Origin of the sequence: Microcoleus vaginatus HSN003 (assembly GCF_022701255.1) — a bacterium.
Classification (GTDB): Bacteria; Cyanobacteriota; Cyanobacteriia; order Cyanobacteriales; family Microcoleaceae; genus Microcoleus; species Microcoleus vaginatus_B.
The window spans coordinates 2,969,918-2,993,581 of sequence record NZ_CP031705.1 but is presented as its reverse complement, the minus strand read 5'-3'; the positions used below and the strand labels follow the sequence as shown (position 1 = coordinate 2,993,581).

Here is a 23,664-nt window from a genome sequence, read left to right as displayed (position 1 = left end):
TCAAGCATTTATTCTAGATATTTCTTAAGTAAAAGACGAACAATGTTCAATCAAACAATAGATTCTAATTTCGGCATCAATTTTATTGGACACCTGAGCGGTGAATATGGTCTGGGAGAAGGTTCGAGGGCCACTCTCAGAGCGATCGAAGCTGCTGGCGTTCCCTATGCACTCAAGGATATTAAGGTAGATTGGCATCGAAATTTAGATAACAGCTACACAAGTTTTTCCGAGCAAAATCCCTATCCCATTAACCTGATTCATACTCTGCCAGAACCCGTTGTTTTCAACATGGTCGATCGCGAATGCTTTAAAGGTCGATACAATATTGGCTTCTGGGCGTGGGAACTGCCGCTATTTCCTCCAGGGTGGCTGTACGCCTTTTCTTTATTTGACGAGATATGGACTTATAGCAATTACTGCGCTGAAGCGATCGCCCCCGTATCTCCCGTCCCTGTGATTAAGATGATGTCCAGCCTTGAATTTCCCGAACCGTCATTTGATAGAGAACAATTAGGATTACCCCAAGACAAATTTATTTTTTTGTTCATGTTTGACTTCCACAGTACCATAGGTCGCAAAAATCCCTTTGCTACTTTGGAGGCATTTAAGCGAGCTTTTGCTCAATCGAATGAAGATGTCTTACTGGTACTCAAGTTTTCTAATGGCAACTTTTTCCCCAAAGAGCGAGACCAACTCAAAGCGCAAGCAGCAGGCTGGCCAGTTCACTTTATAGATGGGCATTTAAAGAGAGAAGAACTTCATGCTTTAGTTGCCAATTGCGACTCCTATGTTTCCCTGCACCGGGCCGAAGGTTTTGGTTTGACAATGGCAGAAGCGATGTACTACGGCAAACCCGTAATCGCGACTGGCTACTCATCTAATATGGAATTTATGAATGTCGGCAATAGTTTTCCAGTAAAATATGACATAGTGACGCTGACCGAAGATTATGGGCCTTACTTTAAAGGCAATTACTGGGCAGATCCCAGTATCGAGCATGCAGCATCATTAATGCAGTATGTTGTTGAAAATCCCCAAGCAGCCCAGCAAGTAGGAGCAAGAGCCGCTCAAGAAATCAAGTCTTTACTGAGTCCTCAACTTCAAGGCATCAAAATCAAAAATCGGTTGGAAATCATTAGAAACCGGATGAACCAATCTACAAACTGGTCAACCCGCATTCATCAGATGCAGCAAGAGACGGCTTTTGCCCAGTCCCAAATCCAAGTTTGGCGCCAGACAACCCAGCAAGTTCAATCTGAACTAGCGCAATACCAAAGGCTTGCTAAGACTTGACCAATTTGATTTACTGTAAATATTTTTGATGAGGAGTTCAATCATGTTCAATAACACAAATTTTAATTTTGGAGTTAATATTATCGGTCATGTGAGTGGCGAGTTTGGGTTGGGCGGGGGTGTGCGAGGCACAATCAGAGCCATAGAAGCAGCTAACATTCCTTTCACAATCAAGGATCTGAAAGAAGATTCGCAACGCAACTTAGATTCTACATACACCAATTTTTCCAGCGATTATTCTTATCCTATTAATATCGTCCATACCAACCCGCACGAATCCTTGTTGAATTCTATCGATCCGGAATATTTTAATAATCGCTATAATATTGGTTTTTGGATTTGGGAACTTCCGGTATTTCCTGATATTTGGATGGGGGCTTTTAATCGATTTGATGAGGTGTGGACTTATAGTAATTATACTTCTGAAACCATTTCCGATGTCTCGCCTCTTCCAGTTGTGAAATTACCGCCTAGCATTTATTTACCGCCCAACGAATTGGGCAGAGAAGCTTTAGGATTACCTAAAGACAAATTTATTTTTCTGTTCATGTTCGACATGGGCAGCGGTTTTGAGCGAAAAAATCCTTTTGCTACCATTGAGGCGTTTAAAAAAGCTTTTGGGAAGTCTAATGAAGATGTTTTACTGATTATTAAGTTTAGACCTCATCCTTACTATCAAAATCAGTACGATCAACTAAAAGCAATGACAGAAGACTGGCCATCTATTCAACTTATCGAAGGGCATTTAAGCAAGGAAGAGGTTCATGCCTTAGTAGATAATTGTAACTGCTATGTATCGCTACATCGGGCTGAGGGTTTTGGTTTGACTATGGCGGAGGCAATGTATTACGGCAAGCCAGTCATAGCTACGGCTTATTCATCCAATACCGATTTTATGAATGTCGGCAATAGTTTTTTGGTAAAGTACGATCTAGTGGCAACTACTGAAGCTTATGGACTTTACCCAAAAGGTAGTATCTGGGCTGAGCCGGATATTGATCATACAGCTTCGCTCATGCAGTATGTTTTTGAAAATTATCCGCAAGCACAGCAAGTAGGAGCGAGAGCAGCTAACGAGATTAGGTCTTTATTCAATCCCCAGGCGATAGGTCAAAAAATTAGACATCGCCTGGAATATATTATGAGGACAATAGAAGAGAAAAAGTGGTACGAATCCCAAGCTCAAGCTTGGAGACAGGCGGCAAAACAGGCTCAGACAGATTTAGATATTTTGCAACATCAAGTCTCGCAAAAATTGTTTTGAAGATGAGCTGACAGCATTCAGTCCCCTCAAACTCTATGAATCTTCTGCGCGCATACAGCATATGTAAAAACAATACGATTTATCTGGATTATCGTTGAGGTTTTCACTGTTAAGAAATTCCTCGTTGAAATGATCCATACTTGATGTATCTATAGACTGTGAGAGGTCAATCAGTCCCTTAGATTGAATTATTTTGAAGTTATGCTTCTCCAATAGTTCGCATAAATCTTTGTGATAATACTCAAGCTTGTGTTCGGGATGTATGTAACCGTCGGGAACTTGTAGCTTAGTAGCTCGCCTGTTAGGGGTATCTAGAGCTAACTTGCCGCCCGGTTTTAATAATTTGTATGCTTTTGAAAGAACTTTTTCCGCATCTTCTACAGTGATGTGTTCTATTGACTCTCCAGACCAAATTAGATCGAAAAAATTGTCTTCAAATAAACTTAAGTCTGTCATACTTCCATAGACATAATTAATTTCGCAGTCTTTGTACTTAACCTGTTTTGACCACTCAGGTCCCGGAAACATCATTTTATCGGGATGGAAGTCTAGTATGTAAAGTTTTTCTGGAACATAAGAATAACCTAGCTGTAGCAACGCTCCTTTTGGATCTGAGGCGGAATAACCTCCTAGGTCTAACACCACTTTAGCAGGTGGAAGTAGTGTCTTGACCATTTTCATTCTGGCACTGTGAAGTTTATGAAGAAGTGGGTTTCCGACTTCACCATCTGGAAGCCGTGCTTGAAATTCATTTGATTCAATCATTCTTCTGATGACAGCAGATCGAGACAAACCTGCACTGAGTTCGCCCAACCAACTATCTAATCCATCGGGATCTGCTTCACGCTCAAAGATGACCCAGTATGCCATCCATAGAAAACTTTTGTCATTTTTAGCGTGAGTGGATAAAGTCTTTTGAATGGCTTCTTCCAAGGACTTAGTTGCTTCAGGGTTCATGGTAATTCCTCTAATCTCGATTGATTGCTTCTAATGGTAAATGGGATATTTGAGCATGGCTCAACTTACGAAATACAGACTATCTTGCACAGAAAATTAGAAAATCTTGGGTTCTAACTCTAAGGCCTGACGGTAACAAGAACTTGCCTCATCTATTCGACCTTTTTGGGTCAATACTTCCCCTAAATTATAGTGGAACCATGAGAAATCTGACTTAAGTTCTATGGCGCGGCGGTAACAAGCGATCGCTCCCTCCACATCTCCTTGATGTCGCAGCATATCTCCTAAATTGTTGTGGATATACGGATCGTCAGGTTTTAACTCGATCGCGCGGCGGTAACAGTTCATCGCTTCCTCCCGCTGACCTTTTGCACTCAAAGCATCGCCTAACAATTGGTAAGGTTTATACCCATTTGGTTGAACCTCAATAGCGTGGCGGTAACAAGCGATCGCCCGCTCCATATCATTCTTTTGCGCGAAAAGCGACCCCAACTGCAAGTGCGCCTCACCGCATTCGGGATTTACCTGCAACGCCATCTGATAAAAGACGATCGCCCCATCCGACCAATTCTTCCGCACCAAAGCATCAGCCAACCCAACATAAAGGTCAGCATCATTCGGCGCAATCTCCAGAGCCTTGTGATACAACTGCACGTCATCACGATTCTCCTGAATCGCGCGCCCGTACAAACGCATCGCCTCCTTCAAATCCCACTGCGATCGCATCCTCAAAGCATCAGCCAACTTTTGCGAAAGCCACGGCAAATCCGCCTGAATTTCCGCAGCACGGCGGTAAGCGGCGATCGACTCATCCCACCGTTCCAGCTTCTCAAAAGCCGTTGCCATGTTGTAATAAGTCCACGGAAAATCATGATTTAACTCGGCCGCGCGTCGGTAAACCTCGATCGCTTCCTCCCACTTTTCCATTTCTAGCAGGGCGTCGCCCAATTTGTTCTGCGACCAGAAGAAATTCGCATTAACTTCGTTAGCACGCCGGTAGGCAACAACTGCCTCATCCCACCGTTCCAAATTCACCAGCGCTTCTGCTAAATTGTTGTGCGCCCAAAAATGGTCAGGATTTAGTTCGATCGACCTTTGGTAAGCCGAAATTGCCTCATCCCACCTTCCTAGTTTAATTAGCGCGTCTGCTAAATAGTTGTGCGACCAACTAAAATCTGGATTTAATTCTGTTGCTTTGCGGTAAGCATTTACCGCCTCCTCCCACCGTTCCAGCTTCAGCAGCACGTCTGCTAAATTGTTGTGAGACCAGCTAAAATCTGGATTTAATTCGATCGCCTTGCGGTAAGCATTTACAGCTTCCTCCCACCGTTCCAACTTAACCAGCGACTCAGCTAAATTGTTGTGCGACCAAGAAAGTTCGGGATTATTTCTAATGGCATTAGTGTAAGCTTCTACCGCCGCTTCCCACTGTTCTTGACCCTTAAGAATTTCGCCCAATTCGTGATAAGCTGCGCCAGCATTTGGGTTCAACTCAACCGCGCGCCGGTAACACTCTATTCCCTTATCTACCTTACCTTGCTCGATCAAAGTTTTGGCTAAATTCTCGTGATCCTCAGCCGTCCCCGACTGGGGGTCGATCGCAAATGCTCGATACCAAGCCTCAGCCGCCTCCTCCGACTTGCCTAACTGCGTCAACAGTTTCGCAAAATTGCGGAAAGCACCGGCAAAATCCGGTTTCAGGGCGATCGCCTTTTCGTAAGCTGAAACCGCTTGCTGCCACTGTTCTTGCTGCGCGCAAATGCTGCCGTAATTAGCGTATGCTTCGGCAAAATTTGGGTTAATTTCTATTGCTTTGACATAGCAACTTTTAGCTTCCTCAATTTTGCCACCAGCTTGCAGGGCGTTGCCCAGCATTTTGTAAAGTGGCGCTTCCGGCTTAATTTGCAGTGCCTTCTTACAAGCTGCAATCGCCTGTTCCAATTTGCCTTGAGCAAAATAGCCTTCTGCGAGTATTTTGTATGCTTCTGGATCTTCTATATTAATTGTAGAATTAACTTGCTGCTGCACTTGCCGCTGCACTGGCTGCTGCTGCACTGGCTGCTGCTTAACTGCTGCGGTTGCTGCTGGCTGCTGCTTAACTGCACCGTTTTTCGCAGTGGCACCCGCCAAAGTTTGCTGTCCCTCGCTGCCATTTCTCGCATTAGCTGCGTTCAGTTCAATAGCTTTGCGATAATATGCTGTCGCTTCCTCTAACTTGCCTTGTTTTTTTAGCGCTTCGCCCAAATTTTGGTAAGCAGTCGCCACATTAGGATTTAATTTTATGGCGCGATCGTAACAGGCGATCGCTTCGGGGAATTTTTCCTGCCGAAAAAAAGCGTCGCCCATATTCAAGTGTTCCCCAGGCGCTACTTTTTCCGGTTCCAAACTAAATGCTTGATACCAGCACTGCTGCGCTTCTTCCGGTTTGCTAATTTGTCCGAATACTTTTGCTAAATTCCGGTATACTCCCGCGAAATTCGGCTTAATCGCGATCGCCTTTTGATAAAATCCGATCGCCTCCTGCCATTTTTGCTGCTGCGCGCCCAGGCTACCCAAATTCGCGTATACTTCCGCAAAATTCGGTTCTATTTCAATCGCTTTAGCGTACCAGTGCCGTGCCTCTTCCATCCTGCCTTGAGCTTGCAGCGCGTTGCCCAAAGTCTTGTAAGCTGGTGCAAAATTGGGATGAATCTTCAAAGCTTGCTCGCAGGAGGCGATGGCTTCTTCTAATTTTCCTTGGGATAAGTATATTTCTCCCTGTTGGTTAAATTGAACCGCTGTTGATTCTGTATTGACTGTTGATGGCATAGGGGCGGCGGCTCCAGAGGCAGGAATTAAATAGGGTAGTCTAAACGTTTCACAATTATACTCGGGTTTGACACTAACATTACCGGACTTGTTCCCCCAATTCTTAATTTTTTTGACTCCGGGTGCTATCGATCAACCGCGTTTCTCGGATGATTTTTTTGATTTGACTGCTAAATATGTAAGAGTCAGCCTGGTTTCTGGCTGATTTGCGCGCCAGTGGCGACTACTTTTGTAGCTCCTGACGATCATCGCCCGTTTTGTAAAGCAAAGTAAACAATGCCGGTTCTTGCTTGTGGGAGGCTTTCTTGTGGACTGGGCAAGGGAACCCGCCTAAAAAAACATTACAAACGGCGCACAATGTGCGATCGAACCCAAATTAGAATAGCCTTTTTAGCAAAAAACGATCGCCCTTTTGGGGGAAAGCGATCGCCCTTTTTTTTCAACAATTAATTAGTTAACAACTATTAGCAATTACTAATCACTCTGCTGCCTCTGCGTCTTCTTCTGCGTCTTCGGCTTCAGAACCTGCTTGAATTCCCAGCACGCTAACAACCACCTGATCGGGTTCGCCGAGAGCTTCCACTCCTGCAGGCAAAACTAATTCGTGAATGTGCACCGCATCCCCTACCTTTAAATTAGAAATATCTACTTCAATTGCTTCAGGAATGCTGTCAGGTTTGCACTTAGCTGCGAGTTGCGTCAGCACGGTATCCAAGATGCCGCCTTCTAACTTGACGCCGACGGGTTCGCCGACAAAACGCAGTGACAATTCAACTTCCAGACTATCTTGAGTCGCCACGGAGAAAAAGCTCAGGTGGTAAGGATAGCCCTTCCAAGGATGAACTTGAACTTCCCGCAGCAAGGTTTTTCCGCTCCAAGAGAGGTCGGGAATGCTGAGGTCAATTAGGGTATTGTTGACTACGTGCTTTTTGAGCAGGTGTTCAACTGTTTTGGCTTTGATGGTAAGGGAAATGGATTCAGAGCCTTTGTGTCCGTAGAGGACGGCGGGAATCAATCCAGAGCGGCGGAGGGCGTTAGGTTTGCTGCCTTCTGCCCGCTTTTGACATTCTACTGCGAGTTCCATTTTATGACTTTCTGTTGATTGTTTTTACATTTTATCAAATTTATGCTACAGCGATCGAACTTAATTAAATTCGCTGAATATTTGATCAAAATTGGGAGTTGGGAAGTGGGAATTGGGCTATTCTCGCAATCTCGGCCTCTCCAACTTTCCCAATCTCCCCATCACTCTTTCCCAATCTAAAATCTAAAATCTAAAAGGGTTAGGCTGGCGTACCGTCAGCAGAAAGCAAAGCGCGTTTCGGGCCGTGAATGGGGTCTTCTACAATGATAGTTTGGTCGCGGCTGGCTCCGAGAGAAACGATCGCGATCGGCACTTCCATCAAATCTGCCAAAAACTTTAGATAATCCAATGCTTGCGGCGGTAAATCTTCCAAATTCCGGCACTCTTCCGTAGACTGTTTCCAACCGGGAAGGGTTTCGTAAATAGGTTTGCACCGCGCAAAGATTCGGGAACTTTTCGGGAAATCAACACATTTTTCGCCGTCAATTTCGTAAGCAACGCAAACTTTTATTTCTTCTAATTCATCCAAAACATCTAGTTTGGTAATTGCCAGACAGTCAAGGCCGTTGATGCGGACTGCGTAGCGGCCGATTACCGCGTCGAACCAACCGCACCGGCGTTTGCGGCCGGTTGTCGTGCCGAATTCTGCACCTCTATCGCCCAAAATTGCGCCTATTCCATCTACCATTTCGGTAGGGAAGGGGCCTTCTCCGACGCGGGTTGTATAAGCTTTTGCTACGCCAATTACGCGATCGATCGCTGTCGGGCCGACTCCGGTTCCCACACAAGCACCGCCTGCGATGGGATTGCTCGAAGTAACGTAAGGATAAGTACCGTGGTCTAAGTCTAATAAAGTACCTTGGGCGCCTTCAAACAGAATATTTTTCCGCTTGTGAATTCCCTCATAAATCTTCAGGGAACTATCAACTACGTGCGGTCGCAAACGTTCCGCATAAACTCGATATTCATTAATTACGTCTTGCGGATTTAAAGGCGGCAAATTGTAGAGTTTTTCGAGAAGGACATTTTTACAATTAATCGTCCATTCCAATTGTTCTTGCAACCCGTCCAAGTCCATTAAATCGAGCATCCGAATGCCAGTGCGTTCCGACTTGTCGGCGTAAGTAGGGCCAATGCCGCGTCCCGTCGTCCCGATTTTATAATTTCCCCGCTGCGTTTCCGATGCTACATCAATTAATCGATGATAGGGCATCGTGACGTGAGCCGTCTCCGAAATCATCAGCGAGGCTGTCGAAATATTCAGTGCCTCTAGCTGATCTAACTCTGCAATTAAAACTTTAGGGTCGATGACCGTGCCACAGCCGATAATACACTCTTTATCAGGGTAGAGAATCCCGGACGGAATTAAGTGCAGCTTGAATGTCTGACCGTTTACTACCACGGTGTGACCGGCGTTGACGCCCCCTTGGTAGCGGACAACGATATCTGCGGATTTGCTGAGCAAATCGGTAATTTTGCCTTTTCCTTCATCGCCCCACTGGGCGCCGATCACAACTACGTTAGCCAAGGGTTTCTCGCGTTCAGTTCAGGTTGACACAATCTCCGATTATGTACGAAGGCGTCCAAAATGTCAATCCATCGATTTTAGATTTTAGATTTTAGATACGGGCGTGGGGCATGGGGCATGGGGCATGGGGCATGCGGCGTGGGGCATGGGGCATGGGGCATGGGGCATGGGGCATGGGGCATGGGAACTCACACACAACCAATGACTAAGTAGAAAGGCGCAAATAAACAGCACTATATAACGAAATGTAAATTTTCCTTAAACCCTCTCCCCTTCAGTCTTCTGCCTCCTGTCTCCTGCCCGAGCCCAATGATAAATATTTACGTCAACTTACTTAAGGACTACTGACTAAGGACTACTGACTACTGACTACTGACTAATTAATTTTTGTTAAGATTGAGAAAATAGAGGCTTTTTTGCCATGACTTTACACGCTGAGTTGCACCGCCATCTGGGTGGTTCTGTCGTTCCTAGGGTGCTGTGGCGGTATTTCGATCGCCACAATGCTGAGATGGTTAATCGATTTCAAGAATACTCGGAGTTTGAGGAGTTTTACACTCGTCCGCGCAATACTCTCAATGAGTATTTGGAACTGCACACGCTGGTAGAAAGCGTTCAAACTGTTGAGACGTTGCCTTATTTCATCTATCGGTTGATGCGGGGCGCTTACGTGTTTGAAAATCTGGCTTATTTGGAGTTGCGCTATACGCCTTATTTGCGGACTCCAGAACATTTGGATCAGTCAGAACGCATTGATTTGATGGCAGAAATTGTAAAGGTTGTGGGCAAGGCAAGTCAAATTAGCGATTGTCCGATTGTTACCAGCCAAATTTTGTGTATGCACTCGCGTTTACCCTATGATGTGAATCGGGCGATCGTAGATTTGGCGGCGCAAATGGGGGAATATGTTTGTGCGATCGATATAGCTGGCGGCGATGATTGTATTGGCGAGCGTTTGGAGGAGTTTGTCGGATTGTACCAGTACGCGAGGTCGATCGGCATCAAAACTACCGGCCACCTCTACGAAACTACCTCTGGCTGTTATCCCGAACTTTTGCCTTATCTGATGCGTATCGGTCACGGGATTCAAATTCCGTTAAAATATCCCGAACTGCTGCCAGAAGTCGCGCGCAGGGGTCAATGCTTGGAAGTTTGCCCGACTACCTATCTCAAAACGGGGACGTTACAAGATATGCGCGAATTGAAGGTTGTGTTCGATCGATGTTTTGAAGCTGGCGTCGATATTGCCATTTGCACCGACAACGCGGGATTGCACAACGTGCGATTGCCTTTCGAGTACGAGAATTTGTTAACTTTGGATATCATTGATTTTCGGCAGTTGCAAGCGTGTCAAGAAGCTGCTTTCCGCCATGCTTTCGCCTGGCCCTACGGGGAGCGGCCTGTGAAAATGCTAACTGGTTTGTTGCAGCATGAGTCTGTGGGGGCGATCGTTAATTAAAGAATATCTCTTTAATTAACCGCGAAGGCGCGAAGGAAGAGAAAGAAGAAGATAGGTAGAGGTCTTCAGGCAAAAACTCTACTTGAAAATGATAAAAACCTCTTTCTTCTCTTCCTTCGCGCTCTTTGCGTCTTCGCGGTTCGTTTAAAAGAGATATTTGTAAAATTATAATAAGTGTCCCGCGATCTGCAATCGGTAGCAAGTTATAGTTTGAAGGCAGAATCATCAATATAAAAAGATAAAAAAACGATGACAAATATGGAGGCTTACTGGATGCCCTTCACTGCCAACCGACAGTTTAAAGCGAATCCGCGAATATTGGTTTCGGCAAAAGATATGCACTTTACAAGCGATGATAACCGCTCAATTTTAGATGGTACTGCGGGGCTTTGGTGCGTGAATGCAGGGCACGCCCGCGAGACAATTGCCGAAGCAGTTAAACAGCAGGTTTTGCGTTTGGATTACTCTCCGGCTTTTCAGATGGGACATCCAGGTGCTTTTGAATTAGCGGAACGTTTGGTAAAGATGATTCCGGGCAATTTCGATCGCGTTTTCTTTACTAATTCGGGTTCGGAATCGGTAGAAACTGCTTTAAAAATTGCAATTGCTTATCACCGGGTAAAAGGTGAAGGAACTCGCCAAAGATTAATCGGTAGGGAACGCGGCTATCACGGTGTTGGTTTTGGGGGAATTTCGGTCGGCGGTATCGGTACAAACCGCAAGTTTTTTGGCAGTTTGCTGACGGGAGTCGATCATTTGCCTCACACTCACAATCTCGAACACAATGCTTTCAGCCGCAAACAACCGGAATGGGGAGCGCATTTGGCGGATGAATTGGAGCGGATTGTCGCTTTGCACGATGCGTCGAATATTGCAGCGGTAATTGTGGAACCAGTGGCTGGTTCTACAGGGGTTTTGATTCCCCCGAAAGGTTATTTGGAGCGACTGCGGGCGATTTGTGACAAATACGGAATTCTGCTGATTTTTGATGAGGTAATTACCGGATTCGGACGGCTTGGCTCTAGTTTTGCTACGGAATATTTTGGGGTGGTTCCCGATATTGTGACGGCGGCGAAAGGGATAACTAACGGTACGGTGCCGATGGGGGCGGTGTTTGTCAAAGAAGGCATTTATGATGCTTTTATGAATGCTCCTGAAAATGCGATCGAGCTTTTTCACGGTTATACTTATTCGGGTCATCCTCTGGCTTGTGCGGCTGCTCTGGCGACGCTGGATATTTATGAGGAAGAAAGGGTGTTTGAACGAGCTGATAAGATGGCTGGTTACTGGGAAGATGCGGTACATTCTTTGAAGGGGGTGCGCCACGTAATTGATGTTCGGAATCTGGGACTGGTGGCAGGTATTGAGTTGGAATCTATTGCTGGCAAGCCCGGGAAACGGGCTTTTGATTGTTTTATTCAGTGCTATGAAAAAGGCTTGCTGATTCGCACGACGGGTGATATTATTGCTTTGTCGCCACCGTTGATTATTGAGAAGGAACATATCGATCGCATTGTGGAAATTTTGACAGGGGTTTTGCAGGAGATGGAGTGATATTTAACTGAGATATTGCCCAATGATAAACAACAGGCAAGATGCCTGTTCCACAAAGAGTGAATTTATTGTGGGGTGGGTATCCTGCTCGCGATTAAACTCACATTTTGTACTATTTTTAAGAACAGGCAAGATGCCTGTTCCACAAAGAGTGAATTTATTGTGGGGTGGGCATCCTGCCCGCCCCTAGAAGGCTTGTTGAAAATGGTTCAAATAATTAAAAAGCGCTATAATAATTAACAACTAACGACGAATGACGAATAACTATGGTGCAATTAACTGCAAAAATCTCTGCTAACTCGTTAGCAAATTTGGCTGTAGATTTGATTCGGAAAACAGGTTGCGAGTACGGTGATGTGCGTTTTTGCAGTTACCGAAGGCAGAATCTTTACGCGCGCGATCGATCTTTAAGTCAACTGTCAGATAATGTAAGTTCGGGTTTTGGCGTGCGAGTGCTTCTAGACGGCGCTTGGGGGTTTGCCGCCAGTCACAGCAAAACACCGGCAGAGGTTGCAAGAATAGTCGCTTTGGCTGTAGAAATCGCTAAAGGCAGCCGCTTAACTCAGAAGGAACCGGTGCGGTTAGTACCAGTCGAAAAATATGTCGATACCTATGTAACTCCGATCGCCATTGACCCTTTTTCTGTACCCGTTGCTGAGAAAGCGGAACTGCTGCTAACTATCAACGAGAAGCTACTAGCACACGGCGCACAAGGCATCAAAAAAGCTTCTTCTTTTTTGCAGTCAAGCCGCGAAGACAAGGTTTTTGCTTCTACAGAAGGCTCGCTAATCGAACAAACAATCTACCGCAGCTATCCGGGTTTTGGCTGTACGGCAATTGCGGGGGGCGATGCCCAAAACCGCAGTTACGAACGCCCCCCGATGAATATCGGTTACGAACATATTAATCCCGATGATTTGTTGAGTCAAGTCGAAAGAGTTGCCGCTGAAGCTATTGAGAAAGTGTACGCTCCCAAAATCCCGGCTGGTATTTGCAAATCCCTGATTCTTAAGCCGACAAATTTGTATTTGACAATCCACGAATCTGTAGGACATCCAACTGAATTAGACCGGGTTTACGGCTACGAATCTAATTTTGCTGGCACGAGCTTTGCTACTACTGATAATTTAAATAAACTGCAATACGCTGCACCGTGGGTGAATTTTAAGTGCGATCGCACTCAACCAGGTGGCCGCGGTACAATGGGTTACGATGATGAGGGCGTAAAATCACAAGATTGGTACGTTGTCAAGGATGGGATTTTAGTTGATTATCTCACTGACAGAGAGACGGCTTATCGCCTCGGACGTGCTAGCAGCAACGGTTCTGCTTACGCTGACAGTTGGTCGAGCGTGCCGATGGTGAGAATTCCCAATTTGGGATTGGAACCGGGCCCGGAGGGCGGCAGCCATACTGCTACTTTGGCAGAGATGATTGCTGATACGGAAGACGGGATTTTAATCGACGGTGTGGGTAGTTATTCGATCGACCAGCAGCGACGCAATTTTCAATTCGGCGGCGATGCTTTTTGGAAGGTGGAAAAAGGTAAAGTTGTCGGTATGTTGAAGGATGTAACTTATCAGGCGATGACTACTGATTTCTGGAATCAAATAGATGCGATCGGGCCGGCTTCGGAGCTGGTTCAGTGCGGTACTAATATATGCGGAAAGGGCGAGCCGATGCAGGTTGCTCAAATGACTCACGCTTGTGTGCCGGTGCGAGTGAGGGATATTCAACTTGGGGGAAATTCTTAATTAGATTGTAGGTTTTTAATGTGAAAATTCCAGCGGATGCTATCATAGCCGAAGCAAAGTTGACGCGCTATTTACTTGTTCCCAAAGCACAAGATGACAAGTCAAAATTTCTCGCTCAAGGGGGTTTTAGTCAAGATAACCCAGAAGCTTTGTTAGCAGCTATCCAGTTTTTGATAGCGTCGGCTGAGGCAGTAGAAAATGGTGCTAATGAATTCGGAAAGTTCTTTCGCGCCGAAGGTGAGTTGCCAGGGGCTAATGGACGTAATTTAGCAGTTGTTACAATTTGGTTGCAGTGGCAAATTGACGGAAGTTTTCATTTTATTACTCTCAAACCCAAAAAGGAGTCTCGACGTGAAACTTGAACTTTACCAGCGTGTAGCATTGTGTCGGGATATGCCGCTATATCAGCTACAAAAAGGTGATGTAGCCATGCTAGTCGATCGCGTACCTCCTCCAAGGGAAGGCGAAGATGATGGCTGCGTTCTAGAAATATTTAATGCTTTAGGAGAATCGATTTTAGTTGTGGCTGTTTCTCCTTCAGATGTGGAACCTCTGCGAGCAGATGAAGTGTTAGCAGTACGCTCTTTAGTACAGGCAAATTCACCGTAGTATTGCGGCTAAACCTATTTTCAAATACAACAAATTTTCCGGGATTTTAGCTTATGCTCGTAACAACATCGCCCGCAAGTTTAAGTGAAGACCAAGCCTTATCTGTAGTAGAAAAAGCAGTCAAACTATCCAAAGCAGAAGAAGTATTTGTCAGTCTCTCTACTGGCGAAGAATCTCTTTCCCGCTTCTCGGAAAATCAAATCAGTCAAAATATTAGCAAAACTGTATTTAGCCTGAGCATTACTAGCTATTTTGGCAATAAAAGCGCCTCTGCTGCTGTTACAGAATTTGATGAAGATGCGATCGCCTCCGCAGTCAAGCGATCGGAAGAATTGGCCATAATTGCGCCGGCAGACCCCGAATGGATGCCGCTGCTGCCGCCTCAAACCTACGATTTGCGATCGCCCGCATTCGACGCAGCAACCGCAACTATATCGCCTCTAGCGCGGGCAGAAATGGTGCAGCAAGCGTGCGCGAGATCCTCCCAGGGGGGCGCTCATGGTTCGGGCACTTTGAGCACTGAGGCGTCGCTGTACGCGATCGCCTCGTCAACCGGACTCCGCGCCTGTAACCAGTCTACAGAGGCGGATTTCAGCTTTACTGCTCGCATTGAAGACGGTTCTAGTTGGGCTCAGAGCACTGCTTGGAGTATCAACGAATTGCCGATCGCCCAATTAGCAGAACAAGTGCTCGATCGGGCGATGGCATCCCGCAACCCGCGCCCCATCACTCCGGGCGTTTATCCGGTAATCCTTGACGGCGCTGCTTTTGCGGGCTTGCTACCGTGGGTGATTTGGGGGCTGGATGCGAGGGCGGCGGATGAGGGGCGATCGTTTATGTCGATCGCCGATGTAGAGGGAAAACCAGCGGGAAACCGCGCGGGGGAACAACTTTTTAGCCCGTTAGTGCAAGTGCAGCGCGATCCGGCTCATCCTTTGCTGCGATCGAATACTTTTTTCGGCGACGGATTGAGCAATAACTATTTGGAAATCATCAAAGATGGCGTCCCTCAAAGTTTGTCTTATTCCCGCTACTGGGCCGCACAAAAAGGCAAAGAGGCAAAAGGTGCTTATTACCCGATCGTAATGACAGGTTCCGACCAAAGTTTAGCAGATTTAATTGCTCAAACCGAGCGAGGGATTTTCGTCAGTCGAGCTTGGTACGTGCGCTACGTTAATCCGAAAACATTGGAAGTAACGGGGATGACTCGCGACGGTACTTTTTGGATTGAGGATGGCAAAATTGCTTATCCCATTAAAAACCTGCGTTTCAATCAAGTTTTACCTGATATGTTGCGCGATGTGGATGCAGTTAGTGCGGTGAAGCGTTACGGGGGTAGTGTTGTGCCCGGAGTGCGCGTGAAAGCTTTTAATTTCACCAGTATTACGGACAGTTTGTAACTCGCAGATTATACCGTATGGTGCGTCGCCATAAACAATCTGTAATTAAAATCGAAAATCTGGTAGCGACGCACCATACAAGGGGTGGATTTTACCAACTATCTTGACCTAAAACCAATTATATGGTAAACCCGCCCTCATTCTTTCCTCTTATAAATACAACATTAATCTAATCCAAAAATGCCTCAAGTAGATATACATCCCGTTAAAAATCAACAAGAATTAGAAGAGATGTTTTACCAGCGGTGGCTGGTTTTGCGATCGCCTCTAGGAATGGAGATTGGTAGCGAAAGGGATAATCACGAAGATGGTGCTTTGCATTTAATTGCCATGTGCGATCGCAAAATCATTGGTTCAGCCCGACTGCGAGAATTATCCCCAAAATTAGGAAGCATCAGCTACGTTGCCGTCCTTCCTGAATTTCAAAATCAGGGAATTGGCACTAAATTGATTAAAAATTTAATAGCAAAAGCTCAGCAAAAAAATCTCAAAACTTTGAGACTTATGTCTCGCCTTAATGCCATTAAATTTTACCAAAAACTCGGATTTTCCGAACAAAAAAATCCCTTTGAGTACCTGGGAATCTCGCACATATTTATGCAGTTAGAAATTTAATCATCGGTCAATTTAAATTTTACACTCAAGTTGGATAAAATTCTTGTGAGGTGTCCCGCCCGCAAAAAAGAATAATTTAGATGCGGGACAGCAGATCACGTAGTCTCGACCAATTTTGGCAGGGAAACTGAAGGAGAGATTGCCAACTTTAACTCGTCTTTTTTGGTGGAGGAAAAATGGAGATTTTCTACCGAATATTTGACAAATTCTGACTCTTTTTTAGCACCACAGGAACCTTTGAGTCGAACAGTTTTTGTTTCATCTTTTACCAAATCGGCACGATAAGTGTACGTAACGTCGGCTTTTTCAAAGGTAATTTCAGCTAAAAAAGCATCATTTTCTGTGTCTAAATCGAGAATTTTGCTGGCGACTTTGTAGTTAAACCAATCCCACCCGTAAAGCACGATCAATTCTCTTTCCAAAACTTGGATAGGATTTGGCAAAATTCCCCAACCACGATAAACTTTATTCAAGCATTCGATATCGCCAGTTCGCGTTAAAATTGATTGGAACGACGCGCGATCGAGATTTCCGTAATATCTGCCATCAGGCAAATCGATCGCAGTCGGTGCAAAGCGGTGTCCGCCAAAGTGACTGGCTCTCCAAACGCGAACATCATTCAATTCTAACTCCGAAGCTAAAGCAGTTGCTTGGGAATAAAAAGGATTGCCGTATCTCGCACAACACATATCGTGACTGCCGTGAGTGCAAACCAAAATATCTCTAGTTTGCTGGTTTTCGGTTTCGCAACCAGGGACTTCTCCAGCTAAATACCTTTTGATAATTCCCGCTATTTTCTCAAAACTATCTACATTAAATTCATGCTTTTCGTAACCGCCAAAAAGTTCCCGATCTTTATTCTCATAAATCACAACTTTGCGCTGATTTGAACATTTGGTTCGGTCGTTATTTATCAATAAAAATCGGATTTTCTGTTTTGAATGTTCTACTTCCTCTACCAAATCCTTGAGATTTTGGGAAATTTGTTTAGAATTAAACGCTTCAGCTTCCCAAGGTAAACAACATTCAATTAATATATAGGTTTGGTAATTACTACCGCTGCCAATAATATCCTCTTTAACGCATTTAGAAGCATCAGCACAAAAAAACTTATCCATCATTGTTTAACTCATTGTATGTGTCAGAAATTGCTCTTTTTACAACCCATTTATAAGAACTCCTGTTCTTCTCCAGTGTTAACCAACAAAAATAATTCCTTCAACTACCAGCTTTGACAAAAGTGGCACTACATCTATTTCCCAATCATAATCCGGCAACCAATCCATAACATCTTCCCCAGTAAAAAACTCCGTACTAAATAAATTGTCCATAAATTTAGCTGTGACTCCTCTCAGGGATACTTCTTTACCTGCAACAACTATTTTGTATCCGCCACCATCAGATAGTTCCTGAATTCTCTCCCGCTGAAACTTGGGAATTTTAAACTTGGTTTGCACACCATAGGGAAAAATATTGAATCCTGCTTGATGAGGCAAAGAATATTTGGCCACAGGTTTTCCTAAACTGTCGAGATAACTGCTATACTCATCTGCAAGATTTTTACTGTTTGCGTAGCGGTGCAATTCAGCAATTAAACTGTTGACATTTGCATTGATCGAATCTGCGTTTGTTCGTAGCGGTAAACTTTTGCGCCAATCAGATTGTTCGCGCAATTCGCTAACCAACCATTCTAAAAAGTCAATTCCGGTTTTGCAATGTATTCCTAATGTTAAATGCAGCGAGGGTTCTTCGCAAGCAACTGCATAATGCCAATGTCCGCGCGGTATGTAAAGCACATCCCCTGGATGTAAAATACAGCTTAAATATGCTTCGGTTTCTGGGGGTGGAAAAGATGAGAATTTTTGCTCTTTCAGCGGATACTTAATTGTGTCTTCAAATACATACCATTGCTTGATTCCATCTACTTGCAATATAAAAACTTCGTGGGTGTCGTAGTGGGAGGAAAATCCTTGTTTTTCCGGCCAGGAACAGTAAGCATTTACTTGATTTGCATAACCTAAGTCTGATTTGATTGCCGCAGCAAAGTGAGCGATTTCTGGAATTAGGTTGTGTACTTCATTGATAATTAAAGTTGCTCCCGCTTGGCAGGATTTGATGATGTTTTCATTGGCGCTTTCATCGAGGACTTTTCCTCCTATTGCTAAGCGAATATCGGGATATCTTGGTTGGTGAAAGTTGAGGATGTAGTTTAGTTTTTCCCAGGAAAATAGGTGTGCAAAATTTTTCTTACCTTCGCTGGGGATCAAAACTGCTTTGGTTGTCCAATTGTTGTCTAAAAATTCTTTGAGATTGTATGGTTGCAATAGGTTGGCGATCGATCGCATAATTCTTTATGACAATTTTTATCAATAAAAATTGGACAAATTAATTCTCCGAGGCAATGCCCCTATAATTATCCCGCAAGCAAGGAGTACAATCTATTACTTCTTGCTTGGGGATGCGAAGTCTAACAGAAAAGACTTTTAATTATTCGTTGCTAACATCGTCACCATCAGCATCAACATTCAGATGGGAAGAGATGTTTTTAGCTGTTACCTGCTTGGCAATTTCCTTGACTTCAACTTGAATTTTGCTGGCACGGGATTGTTTGAAAGTCGATCCGTCAATTTGCTTTGACATAAATGTCTCCAAATGTAGTAAACCGATCTAGCTAAGATGTTCCTTAACAATTGTGTTGAGGGTTCAATCTCAAGCTCTAAGTACCTTAGCATAAAGTCAATAAATTGTGAAGTAGTTAATAAATATTTTCAATAATATACAAGCAAACTCATCTGCAAGAGTGAGATATCAAGTTGAGCCTGAGAGCTGAAGTCCTTTTAAATTAAGAGTTTTAAGGTTTAGCGTGTGTGTTCTCGCAGTCAGCGCTATAAATAAATAGAGGCCGGGAAATGCGATCGCTTGTTGAATATTATTTTTAATAAACAAGCATTGGCGAACCGAGGCATCTGCCTTAAGGTAGATTATTTTTTTGAGACTTAGGATTAAAACCAGCTACTATGGTGATCGGTCAGTTATCAGTTGTCAGTAGTAACCACTAACAATTAACAAATAACAATTAACCATTAACCATTAACCATTAACAAATGAATCAATATTTTGCTACAGTTGCGCGCGGTTTAGAAACAATTGCCGCTCAAGAATTAGAACGTTTAGGGGCGCAGGATGTCAAGCCAGATTTTACTGGGGTTTACTTTGCGGGCGATCGCGCTTTGTTGTACCGCGTCAATCTGTGGTCGAGAACAATTTTTCGAGTGCTAATGCCGATCGCCGAATTCCGGTGTTACAACTCGGATATGCTCTACCGCGAAGTGCAAAAAATCCCTTGGGACGAATACTTAGATCCCGAAAATACTTTAGCAGTAAACTGCACCGGTGGCAACGAAAATTTGAACCACACTCACTTTACAGCTTTGCAGGTCAAAAATGCGATCGCCGACCAACAGCGCCTTCAATTTAACAAGCGTTCTAATGTCGATGTAGAGCATCCCGATTTGCTAATTAACATTCACATTCATCAAGATAGAGCTATTTTAAGTTTAGACAGTTCTGGCGGTAGTTTGCACCGCCGGGGATATCGACCGGCGATGGGGCTTGCTCCCCTCAAAGAAACCCTAGCGGCGGCTTTGTTGGAGATGGCAGAATGGACGCCAGATTTGCCGTTTTTAGACCCGATGTGCGGTTCTGGAACTTTGCCTTTGGAAGCGAGTTTAAAGGCTTTGAATATTGCACCGGGATTGTTTCGAGAAAAGTTTGGATTTATGACTTGGCGGGATTTTGACGAACCTTTGTGGGATAAATTGTGGGCCGAAGCTGAAAATAGTGAGTTACCGGAGCTTAAAGAGGTGATTGCAGGGTGCGATCGCGATTCCGATATGTTAACTCAAGCTCGCACGAACGCGCAGCAAGCTGGTATTTCCGGTAAGATTCAGTTTGCTCAAACCGAGTTATCTCAGTTGGAAGCCCCCGCAGACAGAGGCGTTCTGATTTGCAATCCTCCCTACGGAGAGCGCCTGGGAGATGCTAGCGAATTGGGAGATTTGTACAAAATGTTGGGGGATATTTTCAAGAATCGTTTTAAAGGTTGGAATGCCTTTATTTTGACTGGAAATAAGGAGTTGGGTAAAAAGGTGGGACTCAGGACATCGCGGCGAATTCCGGTTTTTAATGGATCGATTCCGTGTACTTTGCTCAAATATGAACTGTATTAAATATTTAGAGAACATACACTACACTTGGCAATAGCCCATATTAATTGGAAGAGGTTAGGCTGAATGAATTTTTTTGAAATTGACGACCACCAGCTCATTTTAGGAGATGTGTTAGAAGTGCTTGGCAGTAAAATCCAAGACAACTCAATCGATTTAATTTTTGCCGACCCTCCCTATAATATTGGCAAAAATTTCAATGGTTTTAAAGACAAGTGGGAAGTTGAAAGCGATTATTTAGAATGGAGTTATACTTGGTTGAACCTATGTATTAATAAGCTCAAGCATAACGGCAGTTTGTATCTAATGGCGTCAACTCAAAGTATGCCCTACTTTGATTTATATTTGCGCGATCGCTTAACAATCCTTTCTCGAATAGTGTGGTATTATGACAGTTCGGGCGTACAAGCAAAAAAATTTTACGGTTCTCTCTACGAACCAATTTTATATTGCGTCAAGGACAAACGAAATTATACATTTAATTCCTCAGATATTCTAGTAGAGGCAAAAACCGGAGCTGTTAGAAAACTAATTGACTACCGCAAGTCTACACCATCAGTATATAATTCTGAAAAAGTTCCCGGTAATGTCTGGGAGTTTCCGAGAGTTAGATATCGTATGCCTGAGTATGAGGATCATCCTACCCAAAAACCAACATCCTTGTTAGAAAGAATTATCAAAGCCAGTAGTAATGAGGGCGACGTTGTACTAGATATATTTTCGGGAACTTTTACAACATCATTTGTTGCCAAGCAGCTTAAAAGAAAGTCAATCGGCATAGAATTGCAAGAAAAGTATCTACAAATAGGATTGCGGAGGTTGCAAATTACCCCGGATGAGAGTGAAGAGAAGCTGATGTCGCAAGTCAACTCCGGTGAAGTTTCGCCACAGCAGCTAACACTCAACTTACAACTATAATAAAAATGGAACATGAATTTACAAAAATAATTAAGACAATTTTAGAGGATAAGTTTGGCGATGTGGGGTATCAAATATTGCGTGAAAGCCCGCTAGTTTTATATTTGAATATCAAGACTAAATCGGCCACTAAAGGAGCCAAATCAAGAGGAAGTTTTGCCAATTTATACGCTATCTATGTTTTAGTTGAAGACTATTGTGTGAAAAACTTTCATCAGACAGGAATGTATTCTGATTATGAAGGTGCAGTTTATACGAATATTTTTAAGAGACAGCGTGAATTACCATTCGGGCAAAAGCTTCAAAATCATGGCTTGAACCATAGGATGAATGAAGAATTTAAAAGATACTTTCCCACTTGTGAATTCATCCCAATTTTGAGAAATCCGAAAAATAACAGGTATTGGTTTAACGAAAATTTATTAAAAGTCAAAATCAATGAGAATGAACACAATATAGCAGAAACAGTAATCCAAATAATTGATGCTTACGTTGCAGCTAAAAGAGATAGCTTTGAAAAGTTTATTCAAATTTGTAAAGATGCTCAAAGATTGACAGAGGTTCAAGTCCGAGAATTTATAAAACAAATGGTAGCGCCAACTGTAGATGCTCGAATCTTCGAGATAGTCAGCTACAGTATATTAAAATACTACTACAATGACCGAGTTATTTATTGGGGTTATGAACTAGACAGACTCCAGAAAGAAAATTTAAAGCTGTTTAAAACAGGTAGGACAAATGCTAATGATGGGGGAATTGACTTTGTAATGAAACCCCTGGGACGTTTTTTTCAGGTGACTGAAACTGTAGATGTAAATAAATATTTCCTAGACATTGATAAAATTGAAAGGTATCCGATAACATTTGTAGTTAAATCTTTAGATTCAGATATAGAAATTAAATCAAAGATTGAAGCACAAGCTCGAAAGCAGTATTCAATAAATGCTATAGTGTCTCAGTACATGGAATGTATAGAAGAAATAATCAATGTTCCTATTCTGATAGAAAGATTTGAACAAGCTGTTGCCAAAGGGTACTTAAGCAATATATTGAGCGAGATTATTAAGCAGAGCCGATTAGAATTTAATTATGAAGATGAGGAAGAAAGTCTGGAACTCGAACTATTAGACGTTTCTCTAGAAGATCAATGATTCAGTCATAAAGTCCGCTTGCTTTAGACAATTCTTGTTTCCTTACCTTACCTTTAACATCTACACCGGCAACAAAGAAACGTGAGCGGAAACAATCTTCCACCCTTGGGGAAACTTGCGCCACATCTGACTCTGCCGCCCCAGCCGCACCACTCCATCCATCACACGGCGAAATTCCAGCGTCACAGCCGCCGTGTCTGCATCGAAAGTCACGACTTTGAGGTTGAACATTTCTCGATCGACATTTACAGGCGATCGCCCTTTGCGAAAAGCCCTCACCTCATCGCTCCCGTACAGGTTCTCCGTCACCCTAAACCGCACGACTTCCGGCGCATCCCAGAACAAATTATCCAGACTTTCAATATCATTCGTACAAAAAGCTTTTTCGTATTTTAAATATAGTTCAGTTAACTCTGTCACCACCCCAGAATCATTTATTACAGTCATAAGTTGTATATTTTAAAAATATTAATTTTCACAAGTTTTGTTTGCAATAAGGACTCTTCGTCCTTACTACAAACGCAACTAAATTACTGAAAATTAATGCTCAATTTTCAGCGAGATAATCTTGTCACCTTGGCGGATAGCATTGACGACAGACATATCCTCAGTTTGGCCAAAAGTTGTGTGAACTCCATCTAAATGAGACTGGGGAGAATGGCAAATAAAGAATTGGCTGCCACCCGTATCCCGGCCTGCGTGAGCCATCGATAAAGTGCCTGCCAAATGTTTTTTGGAGTTGATTTCGCACTTGATTTTGTAGCCGGGGCCGCCCGTTCCATTGCCTTTGGGACAGCCACCTTGAATCATAAAGTTAGGAATGACTCGGTGAAAGGCCAATCCATCGTAAAAACCTTTTTCCGCCAAGTCAACAAAATTCTTCACTGTGTTAGGCGCATCCGCATCGAACAATTCCAAATTGATTGTGCCTTTGTCGGTTTCCATAATAGCGCGGGTCATGATTTTTCCTTGCTTCCTAAAATGAGTGTGTTGCCTGCGTGTTAATTGCGGACTTCGCTTTTATAGCGACAGATTCAACCT

At 43.8% G+C, this 23,664-nt stretch carries 21 protein-coding genes; 12 read left to right on the top strand and 9 right to left on the bottom strand.

Annotation, left to right across the window (positions count from 1 at the left end; all coding sequences use genetic code 11):
- The first annotated feature begins 42 nt into the window (after positions 1-42).
- Complete coding sequence (locus D0A37_RS13030; protein WP_242724737.1) at positions 43-1,296, top strand: glycosyltransferase; 1,254 nt, start codon at positions 43-45, stop codon at positions 1,294-1,296.
- Between the two features lie 43 nt (positions 1,297-1,339).
- On the top strand, positions 1,340-2,560 hold the full coding sequence (locus D0A37_RS13025) for a glycosyltransferase family 4 protein (protein WP_242724736.1): 1,221 nt from the start codon (positions 1,340-1,342) through the stop codon (positions 2,558-2,560).
- 33 nt (positions 2,561-2,593) lie between these two features.
- On the opposite strand, the gene D0A37_RS13020 is transcribed toward D0A37_RS13025, so the two are convergent.
- The 4 genes from D0A37_RS13020 to D0A37_RS13005 form a co-directional block, all read right to left on the bottom strand.
- Positions 2,594-3,517 (bottom strand): methyltransferase domain-containing protein, encoded by a 924-nt coding sequence (locus tag D0A37_RS13020; RefSeq protein ID WP_242724735.1) that lies wholly within the window; start codon positions 3,515-3,517, stop codon positions 2,594-2,596.
- A gap of 96 nt (positions 3,518-3,613) precedes the next feature.
- Complete coding sequence (locus tag D0A37_RS13015; protein WP_242724734.1) at positions 3,614-6,325, bottom strand: tetratricopeptide repeat protein; 2,712 nt, start codon at positions 6,323-6,325, stop codon at positions 3,614-3,616.
- A gap of 478 nt (positions 6,326-6,803) precedes the next feature.
- Entirely contained in the window at positions 6,804-7,409 is a 606-nt protein-coding gene (locus tag D0A37_RS13010) for a 50S ribosomal protein L25/general stress protein Ctc (RefSeq protein WP_242724733.1), read from the bottom strand.
- Positions 7,410-7,608: 199 nt separating this feature from the next.
- Complete coding sequence (locus D0A37_RS13005) at positions 7,609-8,937, bottom strand: adenylosuccinate synthase (protein WP_242724732.1); 1,329 nt, start codon at positions 8,935-8,937, stop codon at positions 7,609-7,611.
- Positions 8,938-9,358: 421 nt separating this feature from the next.
- Here D0A37_RS13005 and D0A37_RS13000 point away from each other — a divergent pair, with 421 nt between their 5' ends.
- The 7 genes from D0A37_RS13000 (at position 9,359) to D0A37_RS12970 (ending at position 16,328) form a co-directional block, all read left to right on the top strand.
- On the top strand, positions 9,359-10,396 hold the full coding sequence (locus D0A37_RS13000) for an adenosine deaminase (RefSeq protein WP_242724730.1): 1,038 nt from the start codon (positions 9,359-9,361) through the stop codon (positions 10,394-10,396).
- A gap of 249 nt (positions 10,397-10,645) precedes the next feature.
- Positions 10,646-11,950, top strand: coding sequence for an omega-aminotransferase AptA (aptA, locus tag D0A37_RS12995; RefSeq protein ID WP_242724729.1), 1,305 nt, complete (start codon positions 10,646-10,648; stop codon positions 11,948-11,950).
- Positions 11,951-12,216: 266 nt separating this feature from the next.
- Positions 12,217-13,704, top strand: a complete 1,488-nt coding sequence (locus D0A37_RS12990) for a TldD/PmbA family protein (protein WP_242724728.1) — start codon at positions 12,217-12,219, stop codon at positions 13,702-13,704.
- A gap of 20 nt (positions 13,705-13,724) precedes the next feature.
- Positions 13,725-14,066, top strand: a complete 342-nt coding sequence (locus tag D0A37_RS12985) for a DUF6883 domain-containing protein (protein WP_242724727.1) — start codon at positions 13,725-13,727, stop codon at positions 14,064-14,066.
- The gene (locus tag D0A37_RS12980) at positions 14,056-14,313 is read left to right on the top strand and encodes a DUF4926 domain-containing protein (RefSeq protein WP_242724726.1); all 258 of its coding nucleotides are present in this window, start codon (positions 14,056-14,058) and stop codon (positions 14,311-14,313) included. Before D0A37_RS12985 ends, D0A37_RS12980 begins: the two co-directional genes overlap by 11 nt.
- A gap of 53 nt (positions 14,314-14,366) precedes the next feature.
- Positions 14,367-15,713 carry a TldD/PmbA family protein gene (locus D0A37_RS12975; protein WP_242724725.1) on the top strand — a complete coding sequence of 449 codons (1,347 nt, stop codon included), beginning with the start codon at positions 14,367-14,369 and terminating at the stop codon, positions 15,711-15,713.
- A 180-nt stretch (positions 15,714-15,893) separates the two neighbouring features.
- Positions 15,894-16,328, top strand: a complete 435-nt coding sequence (locus tag D0A37_RS12970; protein WP_242724723.1) for a GNAT family N-acetyltransferase — start codon at positions 15,894-15,896, stop codon at positions 16,326-16,328.
- A 95-nt stretch (positions 16,329-16,423) separates the two neighbouring features.
- Here D0A37_RS12970 and D0A37_RS12965 read toward each other — a convergent pair whose 3' ends face one another.
- From D0A37_RS12965 to D0A37_RS12955, 3 genes are all read right to left on the bottom strand, one after another.
- The gene (locus D0A37_RS12965) at positions 16,424-17,449 is read right to left on the bottom strand and encodes a ferredoxin family protein (protein ID WP_242724721.1); all 1,026 of its coding nucleotides are present in this window, start codon (positions 17,447-17,449) and stop codon (positions 16,424-16,426) included.
- A gap of 75 nt (positions 17,450-17,524) precedes the next feature.
- Positions 17,525-18,673 carry a cupin domain-containing protein gene (locus D0A37_RS12960; protein WP_242724719.1) on the bottom strand — a complete coding sequence of 383 codons (1,149 nt, stop codon included), beginning with the start codon at positions 18,671-18,673 and terminating at the stop codon, positions 17,525-17,527.
- Between the two features lie 142 nt (positions 18,674-18,815).
- Positions 18,816-18,968 (bottom strand): hypothetical protein, encoded by a 153-nt coding sequence (locus D0A37_RS12955; RefSeq protein ID WP_242724717.1) that lies wholly within the window; start codon positions 18,966-18,968, stop codon positions 18,816-18,818.
- A gap of 464 nt (positions 18,969-19,432) precedes the next feature.
- Between D0A37_RS12955 and D0A37_RS12950 the strand changes: the two genes are divergently transcribed.
- The 3 genes from D0A37_RS12950 (at position 19,433) to D0A37_RS12940 (ending at position 22,623) form a co-directional block, all read left to right on the top strand.
- Positions 19,433-20,557 carry a THUMP domain-containing class I SAM-dependent RNA methyltransferase gene (locus D0A37_RS12950; RefSeq protein ID WP_242724716.1) on the top strand — a complete coding sequence of 375 codons (1,125 nt, stop codon included), beginning with the start codon at positions 19,433-19,435 and terminating at the stop codon, positions 20,555-20,557.
- Between the two features lie 63 nt (positions 20,558-20,620).
- The gene (gene yhdJ / locus D0A37_RS12945) at positions 20,621-21,472 is read left to right on the top strand and encodes an adenine-specific DNA-methyltransferase (RefSeq protein WP_242724715.1); all 852 of its coding nucleotides are present in this window, start codon (positions 20,621-20,623) and stop codon (positions 21,470-21,472) included.
- A gap of 5 nt (positions 21,473-21,477) precedes the next feature.
- Positions 21,478-22,623 (top strand): restriction endonuclease, encoded by a 1,146-nt coding sequence (locus D0A37_RS12940; protein WP_242724714.1) that lies wholly within the window; start codon positions 21,478-21,480, stop codon positions 22,621-22,623.
- 60 nt (positions 22,624-22,683) lie between these two features.
- Here D0A37_RS12940 and hpxZ read toward each other — a convergent pair whose 3' ends face one another.
- Both hpxZ and D0A37_RS12930 read right to left on the bottom strand, forming a co-directional pair.
- On the bottom strand, positions 22,684-23,070 hold the full coding sequence (gene hpxZ, locus D0A37_RS12935) for an oxalurate catabolism protein HpxZ (protein ID WP_242724713.1): 387 nt from the start codon (positions 23,068-23,070) through the stop codon (positions 22,684-22,686).
- Between the two features lie 93 nt (positions 23,071-23,163).
- Complete coding sequence (locus tag D0A37_RS12930) at positions 23,164-23,583, bottom strand: peptidylprolyl isomerase (RefSeq protein WP_006634237.1); 420 nt, start codon at positions 23,581-23,583, stop codon at positions 23,164-23,166.
- Positions 23,584-23,664: the final 81 nt, after the last annotated feature.